General features: G+C 68.9%; 13 protein-coding genes. 4 read left to right on the top strand and 9 right to left on the bottom strand.

All coding sequences use genetic code 11. The features are described from left to right. Nucleotides 1–56: 56 nt before the first annotated feature. The 9 genes from IU450_RS11105 to dop form a co-directional block, all read right to left on the bottom strand. Nucleotides 57–1,106: a 2-dehydropantoate 2-reductase gene (locus IU450_RS11105; protein ID WP_195149703.1), complete on the bottom strand. Its 1,050-nt coding sequence runs from the start codon at nt 1,104–1,106 to the stop codon at nt 57–59. A gap of 22 nt (nt 1,107–1,128) precedes the next feature. Further along, on the bottom strand, nt 1,129–2,106 hold the full coding sequence (locus IU450_RS11100) for a helix-turn-helix transcriptional regulator (RefSeq protein WP_195149702.1): 978 nt from the start codon (nt 2,104–2,106) through the stop codon (nt 1,129–1,131). Then, nucleotides 2,103–3,098, bottom strand: coding sequence for a helix-turn-helix transcriptional regulator (locus IU450_RS11095; RefSeq protein WP_195149701.1), 996 nt, complete (start codon nt 3,096–3,098; stop codon nt 2,103–2,105). The genes IU450_RS11100 and IU450_RS11095 overlap by 4 nt, the downstream gene beginning before the upstream one ends. Before the next feature lie 83 nt (nt 3,099–3,181). Beyond that, nucleotides 3,182–3,478, bottom strand: a complete 297-nt coding sequence (locus IU450_RS11090) for an MTH1187 family thiamine-binding protein (RefSeq protein ID WP_195149700.1) — start codon at nt 3,476–3,478, stop codon at nt 3,182–3,184. 22 nt (nt 3,479–3,500) lie between these two features. Next, nucleotides 3,501–4,859 carry a Pup--protein ligase gene (gene pafA, locus IU450_RS11085; RefSeq protein ID WP_174186519.1) on the bottom strand — a complete coding sequence of 453 codons (1,359 nt, stop codon included), beginning with the start codon at nt 4,857–4,859 and terminating at the stop codon, nt 3,501–3,503. Between the two features lie 207 nt (nt 4,860–5,066). Continuing rightward, on the bottom strand, nt 5,067–5,867 hold the full coding sequence (gene prcA / locus IU450_RS11080) for a proteasome subunit alpha (protein ID WP_195149699.1): 801 nt from the start codon (nt 5,865–5,867) through the stop codon (nt 5,067–5,069). Between the two features lie 2 nt (nt 5,868–5,869). Continuing rightward, complete coding sequence (prcB, locus tag IU450_RS11075; RefSeq protein WP_228834424.1) at nt 5,870–6,655, bottom strand: proteasome subunit beta; 786 nt, start codon at nt 6,653–6,655, stop codon at nt 5,870–5,872. A 65-nt stretch (nt 6,656–6,720) separates the two neighbouring features. After that, nucleotides 6,721–6,915: a ubiquitin-like protein Pup gene (locus IU450_RS11070; RefSeq protein WP_014986166.1), complete on the bottom strand. Its 195-nt coding sequence runs from the start codon at nt 6,913–6,915 to the stop codon at nt 6,721–6,723. A 686-nt stretch (nt 6,916–7,601) separates the two neighbouring features. Then, nucleotides 7,602–9,101 (bottom strand): depupylase/deamidase Dop, encoded by a 1,500-nt coding sequence (gene dop, locus IU450_RS11065; protein WP_040867183.1) that lies wholly within the window; start codon nt 9,099–9,101, stop codon nt 7,602–7,604. Nucleotides 9,102–9,222: 121 nt separating this feature from the next. Between dop and IU450_RS11060 the strand changes: the two genes are divergently transcribed. The 4 genes from IU450_RS11060 to IU450_RS11045 all read left to right on the top strand — a co-directional run bounded on the left by IU450_RS11060 (nt 9,223) and on the right by IU450_RS11045 (nt 12,519). After that, nucleotides 9,223–10,422, top strand: coding sequence for a DUF418 domain-containing protein (locus tag IU450_RS11060; RefSeq protein WP_195149697.1), 1,200 nt, complete (start codon nt 9,223–9,225; stop codon nt 10,420–10,422). A gap of 171 nt (nt 10,423–10,593) precedes the next feature. Next, nucleotides 10,594–11,145: an NUDIX hydrolase gene (locus IU450_RS11055; RefSeq protein WP_324197625.1), complete on the top strand. Its 552-nt coding sequence runs from the start codon at nt 10,594–10,596 to the stop codon at nt 11,143–11,145. Nucleotides 11,146–11,205: 60 nt separating this feature from the next. Then, nucleotides 11,206–11,493 (top strand): DUF427 domain-containing protein, encoded by a 288-nt coding sequence (locus IU450_RS11050; protein WP_195149696.1) that lies wholly within the window; start codon nt 11,206–11,208, stop codon nt 11,491–11,493. A 228-nt stretch (nt 11,494–11,721) separates the two neighbouring features. Then, complete coding sequence (locus IU450_RS11045; protein WP_324197624.1) at nt 11,722–12,519, top strand: helix-turn-helix domain-containing protein; 798 nt, start codon at nt 11,722–11,724, stop codon at nt 12,517–12,519. Nucleotides 12,520–12,716: the final 197 nt, after the last annotated feature.

Raw genomic sequence — 12,716 nt, 5'->3', positions numbered from 1 at the left:
TCCCAAGACTGTGATATTTCGATGCTACCGGACCGTGACGTGCGCGAACGCCGCCGTCACCGCTCGTTCGCCCGGTGTTCGGGCCCGCTGCCCGCCGCGGCGGCCCGCAACTGGCCGAGCAGTTCGCGCCCGGTCCACGCGCGCCGGTCGCCCTGCTCGGCGGCGACGATCAATTCGATCAGCCGCTGATTCACCGGCGTCGGCATTCCGACCATCGCGCCCAGTCCGACGATTTCCCCGCACAGCCAGGAGATTTCGGTCGTGCGGCCCAGCTCGAGATCGTCGGCCATGGACGAACGCGCCATCGGATCGATGGCCAGCACCTGCGCGGCCACCCGCTGGAACAGGCTGTCGGGGACGGTCAGCATGGAGGCCATCACGCGGGGCGGCAACGGCGTCAGCCGGGCCGGGCGAATTCGTGCCTTGTTCATCACCGCGAGCGCTTCGCGCTGGGTCAGGGCCAGACAGCGGCGGTAGTCGCGGTCGGCGAGTTCTTCCCGCAGCGGGCGCCCCGACAGGGCGTTGATCGGGTTGTTGAGGTTGAGCAGCAGCTTCGCCCACTGCACCGGGCGCAGGTCGGGATACCGGCGCAAGCCGAGTCCCGCCCGCTCGAACACCTCCAGGAACGGCGCGAGCGCCGGATCGTCCTGCACCGCGAGACCGCCCTCGGTGCCGCGATGGAAGCGTCCGCCGGGATGGTGCACGACGTTGAACATCACCATGCCCGCCAAGACCACGCAGTGCGGCAGGATCTCCCGGATCACCGAGTCGTTGCCGATGCCGTTCTGCAGGCTCAGCACCACGGTGCCAGGGCGGATCTTGCCACCCAGCTCGCGTACCGCCGCCGCGGTCGCCGCCGATTTCACCGTCACCAGCACCAGATCGGCCGATCCGACGTCATCCGGTTCGGTGGCGACGTGGAACCGGTCCGCAGGCAGCGCGTCGTCCCCGCCGTCGAGATCGGTGAGCCGCAGCCCGGACGCGCTGAGCTCGTCGAGCACCCGTCTACGACCGACCAGGGTGACATCCGCGCCCGCCACCCCGAGCTTGCCTCCGACGAAATTGCCGATGCTGCCCGCACCAACCACCAGCACGCGACTGTTCATGCCGGTAGGGCCTCGTTGTCCTTCATCGGGCCTCCAGGTATCCGGCTTCCTCGTAGGCGGCCAGCGCGGCGTTCGACCGCTCGCGCACCGCCGCGACCAGCTCCGGCGGCCCCAGGACGGTGACGCCCGACCCGAAACCGAGCAGCAGGCGCGCCATCCAGTCCAGCGTGGCGAACCGCATGGTCGCCTCCAGGCTGCCGTCGGGGTGCACCGCGAGCCGGTGCATCGGGTACTGATCGAGAACCCAAGCGTAGTCGGCGTGGATCCGCAAGTGCGCCAAGGGAACCGCGGGGTCGTCCTGGAACAGGTCCAGGCCCGCCGTCGCCTCGGTGGCATGCTCGGGCGGCCGGGCGGGCTCGCCCAGTTCGGCCGCTGCCTCGATCCGGTCGAAGCGGAACAGCCGCACTCCCTCGGCCTGCCTGCACCAGGCTTGCAGATAGCTGTTGTCGTCCACGAGGACGATGCGGATCGGGTCGACGATCCGTTCGGACACCACGTCCCGGCTGGCGGAGTAGTACACCAGCCGCAGCGCCCGGCCCAGCGCCAGCGCCGAGCGCACCGCGGCCACCGCAGGCGCCTCCTGCGGCGGCGTTCGCGATCGCCCGTCCTCGGCGGGAGCCGCGCTACCCGCGATCGCCGTTTCGATCTTCGCGATAGCCGCGTGGGCCGCGGTCGGGTCCACCATGCCGGGCATCTCCACGATCGAGCGCAGCGCGACCAGCAGCGCGGTCGCTTCCGTGGAGGTCAGCCGCAGCGGCCGATCGATGCCCGCGGAGAAGGTGACCTCGATGCTCTCCTCGGAGAACGACAGGTCGATCAGATCGCCCGGGCCGTACCCGGGTAGCCCGCACATCCACAGCTGATTGAGATCGCTCATCAGCTGCTTGGTGGTGACGCCCAGGTCGGCGGCGGCCTCGGCGGCGCTGATACCGGGATGAGCGATGAAATACGGGATCATGTTCAGCAGCCGGGAAAGACGTACCGACAGCCGCGAGCTCATGCCCGCACCTCCGTGCGGTCGAACACCGAGCGCAGCCGCGCAATGACATCGGTGCGTAGCGACTCCGGGGCCAGCACCACGGCATCCGGCCCCAGCCCGGTGATGAGCCGGGCCAGCCAATCCCGCGATCGCACCGGAAGCTCGACGACCGAGCCCGCGCGGCCACCGACCGTGCGCGCACCGGTCACCTGGCCGAGCCTGCGGATCTCCCGTCCCCGCCCCTCGGCCACCCACACCGTCGCCGAGCCGCTGACCGGCGCGGTGCTGGTGACCTGGTCGACAATGGTGCGCAGATCGACGCCGTCCGGCTTTCGCACGGCGTTGCGCGGGCCGTACGCGGTCACGTCGTCGCCGATCCGGGACAGGCGGAAACTACGCACCGCGTCCCGGTCCCGGTCGTGCCCGACCAGATACCAGCGGCCGTGGTGGGTGACCACGCCCCACGGCTCGACGTCGCGCATCAGATAGGGGGCGTTGATCGCCGCGCGGTGCTCGAATCGCACCGCCTGGCCCGCGTCGATCGCGGCGAGGAGTTTGCCGAGCACCGGTTCCGAGCCACGGGTGCGGGCCGGGACGGCAGGCATCGACGCCACGGCGGCGTCGGTCTCCACATGGATGCCCGCCGCGCGCAACTTGAGCAGCGCGCCCTCCGCCGCGGCGGCCAGCTCGGGCGATTCCCACATCTGCACGGCCACGGCGACGGCGGCCGCCTCCTGGTCGGTCAGGTCGATGTCGGGTAGCTCGTAGGCGTCGCGGTTGATCCGGTAGCCCTCGATCGTCGAGTACCGGCTCACCGGACCGACCTCGAGGGGAATGCCCAGATCGCGCAGTTCGTTCTTGTCCCGCTCGAACATCCGGCTGAACGCTTCGTCGCTGGCGGAGTCCTCATAACCGGCGACGCTCTCCCGGATCCGCTCCGCGGTCAGGAATTGCCGGGTCGACAGCAGCGCGATGACCAGATTCATCAGCCGCTCGACCTTGGATATCGCCACCCGATAGAGGGTAATCTGCGCGCCCCCGCCACCGCGCGGCGGCGCGCGATTCGGTGTCGGTTCGACCAGGAACGCCCGGGTCGTCAGCCCTCGGCGAGGTAGCGCTCGACCTTCTCCACCTTGGCGGTGATCGCATCGGTCACACCGGGCCGGATGTCGGCCTTCAGCACCAGGCTGCACCGCGGCGCGGCGGCGAGAACGGCATCGGTCGCCTGTTTCACCACGGCCATCACCTCGTCCCATTCGCCCTCGACGGTGGTGAACATGGCATCGGTGTGGTTGGGCAGTCCGCTGGCGCGCACCACGCGGACCGCCTCGGCGACCGCGCGGCCGACATCGACGCCGGTTCCGAGCGGTGTGACGGAGAAGGCGATGATCATGCCACGATCATGCCCGCCCCACTCACATGGACGCGATCAGACGATCGACGCGCTCGTCGACCGAGCGGAACGGGTCCTTGCACAGCACGGTGCGCTGCGCCTGGTCGTTCAGCTTCAAGTGCACCCAGTCGACGGTGAAGTCGCGGCCGGCCTCCTGCGCGGCGGTGATGAAGTCACCGCGCAACTTGGCCCTGGTGGTCTGCGGCGGGGTGTCCACCGCGGCGTCCACGGCCTCGTCCTCGGTGACGCGCTTGGCCAGACCCTTGCGCTGCAGCAGGTCGAAGACACCGCGTCCGCGCTTGATGTCGTGGTAGGCCAGATCCAGCTGGGCGATCTTCGGGTCGGACAGCTCCATGCCGTACCGATCCTGATAGCGCTGGAACAGCTTGCGCTTGATCACCCAGTCGATCTCGGTGTCGACCTTCGCGAAGTCCTGCGCCTCCACCGCGTCCAGGGTGCGGCCCCACAGGTCGACCACCTGATCGATCTGCGGATCGCGGTCCCGGTTGCGCAGATGCTCCACGGCACGGGCGTAGTACTCCCGCTGGATGTCCAGGGCGCTCGCCTGCCGTCCTCCGGCCAGGCGCACCGGACGGCGACCGGTCAAGTCGTGCGAGACCTCACGGATCGCACGGATCGGATTGTCCAGCGCGAAGTCGCGGAACGAGACACCGGCCTCGATCATCTCCAGCACCAGGGCAGCCGTGCCCACCTTGAGCATGGTGGTGGTCTCCGACATGTTGGAGTCACCCACGATCACGTGCAGGCGGCGGTACTTCTCCGCGTCGGCGTGCGGCTCGTCGCGGGTGTTGATGATCGGCCGCGAGCGGGTGGTCGCCGAGGAGACACCCTCCCAGATGTGCTCGGCGCGCTGCGACAGGCAGAACGTGGCCGCCTTCGGCGTCTGCAGCACCTTGCCCGCACCGCAGATCAGCTGGCGGGTGACCAGGAACGGCAACAGCACGTCGGAGATCCGGGAGAACTCCCCCGCACGGACCACGAGGAAGTTCTCGTGGCAGCCGTAGGAGTTGCCCGCGGAGTCGGTGTTGTTCTTGAACAGGTAGATGTCGCCGCCGATGCCTTCTTCGGCCAGACGCTGCTCGGCGTCGATCAGCAACTCTTCGAGGACCCGCTCGCCCGCACGGTCGTGGGTCACCAACTGCGCCAGGTTGTCGCACTCCGCTGTCGCGTACTCCGGGTGGGACCCGACATCGAGGTAGAGCCGAGCACCGTTGCGGAGGAACACGTTCGAGCTACGGCCCCAGGACACCACCCGGCGGAACAGATACCGGGCCACCTCGTCGGGGGACAGTCGACGGTGACCGTGGAAGGTGCATGTCACACCGAACTCGGTCTCGATCCCCATAATTCGTCGCTGCACACCATCGACATTACAGCCATGTCAGGGACTTGCGTGGTGCACCGAACAACCCGTATGCATACGTCTTCACAACGATTTGGCCCGCTTTGTCGGAATTTGCCCGGGTGAAACCCCACTTCCGCCGGAGGAAGCACACCTCGGGACATGCCGATGCGGCCCGCGAACAAGCGCCGTTCGCGGGCCGCCGAGCTCGTCGGCCCCGGCGGATTACTCCGCCGGCGGAGCCTCCTTCGCCGCGGGCTCCTCGTCCTTCGGCCCGGAAGCTCCCTCCTCCGCCGCGGAGGCGCCCGCCTCCTGTGCTGGGTTCAGCAGACGCTCCAGCGCGGCACCGGCCACCCGCCGGAACGCCCGGCGCGGACGCGCCTGCTCCAGCGTCGCGACCTCGAGCGAACTCACGCCCAGCGCCCGCTTCTCCTTCTCCGCGCCTTCCGGCACGCCCGCCTGCAGCGCGCGCACCGCGACGCCGATCGCGGAGGCCAGATCCAGACCCGGCTGATAGGACGACTTCAAGGCGGTGACGATCGGCTCGGTCGTGCCGCCCATCACCACGAACTCCCGCTCGTCCACGATCGACCCGTCGAAGGTGATCCGGTACAGCACCGACTGCGGCGCCTGCTCCGGATAGCCCACCTCCGCCACACAGATCTCGACCTCGTACGGCTTGAGCTGATCGGTGAAGATCGAGCCGAGGGCCTGCGCGTAGGCGTTGGCCAGCGCACGGCCGGTGACATCGCGGCGGTCGTACTGATACCCGCGAATGTCGGCCTGCAGGATCCCCGCCCTGCGCAGATTCTCGAACTCGTTGTACTTGCCGACCGCGGCGAACCCCACCCGGTCGTAGAGCTCACTCACCTTGTGCAGCGTCGTGGACGGATTCTCCGCGACGAACAGCACACCCTTGTCGTAGGTCAGCACCACGACGCTGCGCCCCCGACCGATGCCCTTGCGCGCAAGCTCGGTCTTGTCGCGCATGATCTGCTCGGCCGACGCGTAGTACGGCAACGTCATGATCAGGCGCTCCTTTCTTCGGCGGCCTCACGGTCGGCGACGATCCCACGGGCGATCTCCGCCAGCCGCGACTCGGTCACCTCCACCGCACCCTCCTCATCGATCACGATCGCCGTCGGGAAGATGCCACGCACCAGATCCGGACCGCCCGTCGCGGTGTCGTCGTCGGCCGCGTCGAACAGCGACTCGACGGCGATGCGCAACGCGCGCTCCTGATCGATTCCCTTGGCGTACAACTTCTTCAGCGCGGATTTCGCGAACACCGAGCCGGATCCGACCGCGGCGTACCCGAAACGCTCCTCGCTGCGTCCACCCACCACATCGAACGACACGATGCGACCCGCTTTGTCCGGATCGGTGGCGTCCAGGTCGTAGCCGACCAGCATCGGCACCACCGCCAGACCCTGCATGGCCGCGGGCAAATTCTCGCGCACCATCTTCGACAACTTGTTGGCCTTGCCGTCGAAGGTCAGCGACACGCCCTCGAGTTTCTCGTAGTGCTCCAGCTCCACCGCGAAGATCCGCACCATCTCCACCGCCATGCCCGCGGTACCCGCGATACCGGCGGCGGAATAGCTGTCGGTGATGAAGACCTTTTCGATATCCCGGCTGGCCAGCAGATTCCCCTGCGTGGCGCGCCGGTCACCGGCGATCAGCACACCGCCGCGGTAACTCACCGCGACGATGGTGGTGCCGTGTGGAGCGATCTCCTTCGCGGAAGTGCCGCCGGAGATTCCGGCGGCACCCTGTCCGAACCTGGTGGCAGGCAACAGGTCCGGAGCATGCATACGAAGGTAGTCGGAGAATGAAGAGAGGGCGTACCCCAGCTGGAGACGCGAGGGGTCACCGACTGTCACTGGCCACCTTTCTGCACGTACGCGCGGACGAAGTCCTCGGCGTTCTCCTCGAGCACGTCATCGATCTCGTCGAGCAGGTCGTCGGTTTCCTCCGCCAGCTTCTCGCGGCGCTCCTGACCGGCGGCGTCTACACCGTCCGGGCCCTCGTCCTCGTCGCCACCCCCGGCGCGCTTGGTCTGCTCTTGTGCCATGGCAGCCGACCTCCTCTGTCCTCACCATGACCGGAACCCATCGTGAGCACGATCCCGATCATGAGCATTGTCCGTGCTCGTCCTTCAACACTACCTACCAGCACCGACAGTGTGCTTATTTTGCAGTGTCGGTGTCTGTCTGCAGCGCCTGCGGCGCTGCGTGTTCGCGGCCCCTTCATGGCTCGTGTCCGAGCGACCGCCGCTTGCTCCTACGTCGCCTACGCGGCGGCCACTCGGACACGAGCCGGGCCGCGAACGGACAATGCCCGGTCTCGCTTCGCTCGAAACCCCGTGGTCGAGCCGGTGTGGGCGCGCAGGGTATGGACCTCACGCCCAACGGTTCACCTCAGCTATTTCGGTCCGGCCGGTTGGGGATGGATCGCACCGTGCCGCCGGAGCGACGGATCGAACCCTCCCGTCCTGCGCGGAGTGTGCCGCCCGAGCTGCCGCACCCCGGGCGTGTTCGAGATCCAGCCGAATCCGCCCATACACCGATCTCCCGCGAAGCGTCCACAAGCCTGATGACGACCGGGACCACAACGCCGCCGGTGTACGCGTGGCAGATCATCGTTGTTCGGGGCCCGGGTTCGTAGGTGAGCGGCCGACGCGACCGTGACGTAGTTGCCGGCGGAGGTCGCTCGGCACGAGCCGTGCGGCGGCCGGAAGCACGCAGGCGCTGCCGAAGGCTACGTAGTCAGCTGTTCCACCAGGTCGGCGGCGGTGGTCACGCCGTCGAGGAGCTTGCCGACGTGGGCCTTGGTGCCGCGGCGGGGTTCCAGGGTGGGGATGCGGACCAGGGAGTCGCCGCCGAGGTCGAAGATCACCGAGTCCCAGCTGGCCGCCGCGATGTCGGCGCCGAAGCGGCGCAGGCATTCGCCGCGGAAGTAGGCGCGGGTGTCGGTGGGCGGGTTGGTCATCGCGTCGAGGACCTGCTGCTCGTTGATCAGCCGCTTCATCGAGCCGCGGGCGACCAGGCGGTTGTAGAGGCCCTTGTCCAGGCGCACGTCGGAGTACTGCAGGTCCATCAGGTGCAGTTTGGGGGCGGCCCAGCCGAGCCCCTCGCGGCTGCGCATGCCCTCGAGCAAGCGCAGCTTGGCGGGCCAGTCGAGCAGGTTCGCGCACTCCATCGGATCGCGCTCGAGCAGGTCGAGCACCATCGCCCAGTTCTCGATGATGTCCTGGACGCGCTTGTCGTCGTTGCCGGTGCGGTCGACGAACTTGACCACGCGGTCCAGGTAGACGCGCTGCAGCGCCAGGCCGGTGAGCTCGCGGCCGTCGGCGAGCGCGACGGTCGCCCGCAGCGTCGGGTCGTGGCTGATCGTGTGCACCGCGGTGACCGGGCGGGCCAGTTGCAGGTCCGACAGGTCCTCGCCCGCCTCGATCAGGTCCAGGACCAGGGCGGTGGTGCCGACCTTGAGGTAGGTCGACATCTCGGCCAGGTTGGCGTCGCCGATGATGACGTGCAGCCTGCGGTACTTGTCGGCGTCGGCGTGCGGTTCGTCGCGAGTGTTGATGATGCCCCGCTTGAGCGTGGTCTCCAGGCCGACCTCGACCTCGATGTAGTCCGAGCGCTGGGACAGCTGGAAGCCCGCGTGGTCACCGGACTGGCCGATGCCGACCCGGCCGGAGCCGCACACCACCTGGCGGGACACGAAGAACGGCGTGAGGCCCACGATGATCTGGTTGAACGGGGTGTCCCGGCTCATCAGGTAGTTCTCGTGGGTGCCGTACGAGGCGCCCTTGCCGTCGACGTTGTTCTTGTACAGCTGCAGCCGCGGGGCCCCCGGCACGCTGGAGGCGTGCCGCGCGGCGGCCTCCATCACACGCTCGCCCGCCTTGTCCCAGATCACCGCGTCCAACGGGTCGGTGACCTCCGGCGCGGAGTATTCGGGGTGCGCGTGGTCGACGTAGAGCCGGGCGCCGTTGGTGAGGATCATGTTGGCCGCCCCGACCTCGTCGGCGTCGATCACGGGCGCGGGCCCGTTCATCCGGCTCAGGTCGAATCCACGCGCGTCGCGCAGCGGCGACTCCACCTCGTAGTCCCAGCGGGTGCGCTTCGCGCGCGGCACGCCCTCGGCCGCGGCGTAGGCCAGAACCGCCTGGGTGGAGGTGAGGATCGGGTTGGCCGACGGCTCGGTTGGGGTCGAGATGCCGTATTCGACCTCGATTCCGATGATGCGCTGCATGCTGTCGAGCCTATGCGACGCACCCGTCCGAACCGGTCGCGACCGGCGGAGTCCAATGTCATACCGCAGGTGGTACTTCCGGAGGACCCGTCCCGGCGCAGGTCGGCGCGATAGTCGGGACATGACCGATTCGATCGCCGACCCCCGCGCGGAGACCGCCGAACAGCGCCGCGCGGCGCCGGTGCCCACCCGTCTGGTCGCGTTGGACGTGCTACGCGGAATCGCGATCCTGGGCACCCTCGGCACCAACATCTGGATCATGACCAACCCGGAGGGGCTGGTCGGCTACCTGCGAGACCTGGGCGGGCAGGCAGGCGGATGGGCGTGGACCGAGCGCGTGCTGCAACAGCTGGCGCAGGGCAAATTCCTCGGGCTGCTCACCATCATGTTCGGCATCGGCCTGGCCATCCAGCAACGCTCCGCCGCCAAGGCCGGGCGGCGCTGGCCCGGCAAGTACCCGTGGCGCGCGGGATTGCTGTTGCTGGACGGTCTGCTGAATTTCGTGTTCGTCGCCGAGTTCGACGTGCTGATGGGATACGCGGTGACCGGACTCGTCGTCGCGTTCGTGCTGGCCACCGGGGAGCGTGCCCAGCGGCGCTGGCTGCTCGGCGCCGCGGCCGTGCACCTGAGCCTGCTGACGCTGATCGCGCTCGCCATGGCGTTCGCACCGCCGCAGGACTCCGCGGCGCCTCGTGCGCTGGACCCGAATCCCTATGCGGAGGGTTCGTTCTGGGATCTCGCGATGTTCCGGCTGAGCAACGCCGGGCTGTTCCGGGTGGAGGCGATCTTCGTCTTCGCGATGTCGGTCGCGCTGTTCCTGGCCGGCGCGCGGCTGTTCCGGGCGGGGGTGTTCGGCCCGGAAGGCGCGACGATCCGCAAGCGGCTCATGATCCTCGGCTTCGGCGTCGCCGCGCCGATCGATCTGGCGGTCGGCATCGCGGGCGGCGGCGACCTCATCCTGTTCACTCGCTATGGCAGCGCCCCGTTCGTCGGACTCGGCATCCTCGCGGCGGTCGCCGAGTGGTACCTGCGGCGTCCAACGGCCGGGTTCGCCGGTCGCCGTCTCACCGAGATCGGCCGCACCGCGCTCAGCTGCTACATCCTGCAGAACCTGGTGGCATCGATCCTGTGCTACGGCTGGGGTTTCGGTCTCGCCGCGCGGGTCTCACCGGACGACCGGGTTCCGTTCACCATCGGGGCCTATCTGCTGGTGGCGCTGATCATCGCAGGCGGGGCACACCTGTGGTTACGCCGCTTCGAGCGGGGCCCGGTGGAGTGGTTCTGGAACGTGAGCTACCGGACGCTGGCCCGGGAACGCTGAAGCCGCCGTGACGGCCCGCACCCTTCGTCCCCGCGACGGAGGGTGCGGCGTACCCGTATCCACCACCGCGGCGCCGAGCTGTGCTACGTCCCAGCACTTGTCGCGCCCGCACACGTCACGGCTCGGACGAAACCGGAGCGCACGGCGGTCGGCGACCGCTACCGTCGAGCTGTGACGCTCGCCGACCGCTACCCCTTGCTGCACGCTCCGGCGCACTGGGAGTGGGGTGACATGGACGTGCGTTTCTCCACCACGCTCCCGGCCGACGAACTGGTCACCAATATCCACCTCGTGTGCTTCGTCGGCGACGAAATCGTGCTCTGCCGCGACGATCGCGACATCTGGTTGCTCCCCGGCGGCACCAGGGAACGCGGCGAGTCCATCGACGCGTGCGTGCGCCGGGAACTGCGCGAGGAGGCGGGAGCACGCCCGATCGGACCGATCCGATGGTTCGGCGCGCACCACGCGACGAGCAATCGTCGCGCCCCGCATCGCGAGTGGCAGCCGCATCCGCACAAGGCGTGGCTCTGGTGCACCGCGGACGTGGTGCTCGACTCCGCGCCGACCAATCCCGACGATGCCGAGCAGATCCTCGAGGTGCGCACCTTCCCCGTCGCCGAGGCGATGCGGCGCGCCGGATCCGACGGCGAGCACCTGAGCGAGCTCGTGGCATTGGCCGTCGAACTCCACCGGCCCGCGGCGCAGCCCGATCATCCCGGGTGACCGGGTGGCCGCGGCACGCTCGACCGCCGCCGGCGCCGGGAACTGGGGCAGAATCGAAGGATGGCAACGGCAACTTGGCACGGCCGCGTCCTCGCGACCAGCGACGACACCATCATCATCGAGGGCAACCACTACTTCCCGCCGGACTCGATCCGACCGGAATTCCTCCAGCCCACCGACACGCACACCTATTGCCCGTGGAAGGGCACGGCGAGTTACTACACCGTGGTGGTCGACGGCGACAGCAACCCCGACGCCGCCTGGTACTACCCCGAGCCGAAGACGAAGGCGGCGCAGATCAAGGACTATGTCGCGTTCTGGCGCGGCGTCGACGTGACCGACAGCTGACCGGCCGTCCTTCCGGGGCGGGAAATCGAGCGCGGGACTCATGATCGATCCCGGAATCCGGTCGAGTCACGGCGGTGAGGTGACCGTCTGCCCGGTTCGGGCACCGGTCGGCGGCATGTCCCACACGATCCCGGGCGGGCGGTAATCCAAGATTTCCGAATGCCGCGTGCGCGAAACCGATACGCTCATCCCAGGATTCAGCGCGCGTGTCTCAGCCGGGAGCATCCCATGATGAAGGCTCTGGTCACCAACGGCTTCTCCATGTCGCCCACCGGCGCAGCGGACGAACCACCGCCCGCGGGTGTCGCGCTGCTGCGCCCAGGGGTCCTGGCCTTCGCCGGATCGATCGGCCCGGCCGAGTTGCACGCGCACCACGCGGTGCAGATCGTCGCCGCCAGCACCCCGATCGTGGTGGTCGACGGCAGCGGCGTCCGCAGGCAGGGCACCCACGTCATCGTGCCCACCGACGCCCCGCACCGGATCGATGTGGGCTCCGCGCACGGCACGGCGGTCTACCTCGACCCCGAGACCGCCGCCGGTGCGGCGGCCGACCGCAGGGCCCACGTCAACGGCTGGGCGGGCAGCGCCGACACCTTCGGCCTCACCGCCAGTGGCAGCGACCTGACCGCGCAGGTCACGGCGGTGGTCGACGATCTGCTGCCGCAGGAGGGCGCGTCCGGCGCCGGCGAGCGGCATGCGGTGGTCACCGCGGCCCTGCACCTGCTGCCCGCTCTGGTGCGCAAGGGGTCGGTGCGCGGCTCGGATGTCGCACGGCAACTGGGCATTCCGGCTCCCCGGTTGTCCCACCTGTTCTCCGAGCAGATGGGAATTCCGTTGCGCCGCTACATCCTCTGGCTGCGCCTGCACATCGCGCGGACTCGCGCGCTGGCCGGTGACGATCTCGCGGCCGCGGCGCACGCGGCGGGTTTCACCGATGGCGCCGATCTCGTCCGCACGTGCCGCCGGACGTTCGGGCTGCCTCCTTCGGTGCTGAGCCACATCGGCGAGCCCGTTCCGGGCGCATAGTCGTTCCCGGGCGAGCACGGCTCGCTTACTGGAGTGCCCGACCAGCGCGGTGCCGGTTCGAGCCGACGGCGTCGACGTGATGGGGTGCGGCCCGATTCACCAGCGCGAAAAACAACGGATTTCCAGACGGGTACTGGCGGAAGGTCATCGCCGAACTCGGTGCCGGGTTCCGGCACATCACTTATGACGAGCGGGCT

It is taken from the genome of Nocardia abscessus (assembly GCF_015477775.1).
GTDB classification, from domain to species: Bacteria; Actinomycetota; Actinomycetes; order Mycobacteriales; family Mycobacteriaceae; genus Nocardia; species Nocardia abscessus_A.
The sequence above is the reverse complement of the archived record's forward strand: the minus strand, read 5'-3'. Positions and strand labels throughout refer to the sequence as shown.

What these genes read in the sequence shown, in the direction of transcription:
- IU450_RS11100 (WP_195149702.1), bottom strand. Translation starts at nt 2,106, where the DNA reads ATGAGCTCGCGGCTGTCGGTACGTCTTTCCCGGCTGCTGAACATGATC.
- IU450_RS11050 (WP_195149696.1), top strand. Translation starts at nt 11,206, where the DNA reads ATGGCAACGGCAACTTGGCACGGCCGCGTCCTCGCGACCAGCGACGAC.
- IU450_RS11060 (WP_195149697.1), top strand. Translation starts at nt 9,223, where the DNA reads ATGACCGATTCGATCGCCGACCCCCGCGCGGAGACCGCCGAACAGCGC.
- prcA (WP_195149699.1), bottom strand. Translation starts at nt 5,867, where the DNA reads ATGACGTTGCCGTACTACGCGTCGGCCGAGCAGATCATGCGCGACAAG.
- IU450_RS11045 (WP_324197624.1), top strand. Translation starts at nt 11,722, where the DNA reads ATGATGAAGGCTCTGGTCACCAACGGCTTCTCCATGTCGCCCACCGGC.
- IU450_RS11105 (WP_195149703.1), bottom strand. Translation starts at nt 1,106, where the DNA reads ATGAACAGTCGCGTGCTGGTGGTTGGTGCGGGCAGCATCGGCAATTTC.
- IU450_RS11070 (WP_014986166.1), bottom strand. Translation starts at nt 6,915, where the DNA reads ATGGCACAAGAGCAGACCAAGCGCGCCGGGGGTGGCGACGAGGACGAG.
- dop (WP_040867183.1), bottom strand. Translation starts at nt 9,101, where the DNA reads ATGCAGCGCATCATCGGAATCGAGGTCGAATACGGCATCTCGACCCCA.
- prcB (WP_228834424.1), bottom strand. Translation starts at nt 6,655, where the DNA reads ATGCATGCTCCGGACCTGTTGCCTGCCACCAGGTTCGGACAGGGTGCC.
- IU450_RS11090 (WP_195149700.1), bottom strand. Translation starts at nt 3,478, where the DNA reads ATGATCATCGCCTTCTCCGTCACACCGCTCGGAACCGGCGTCGATGTC.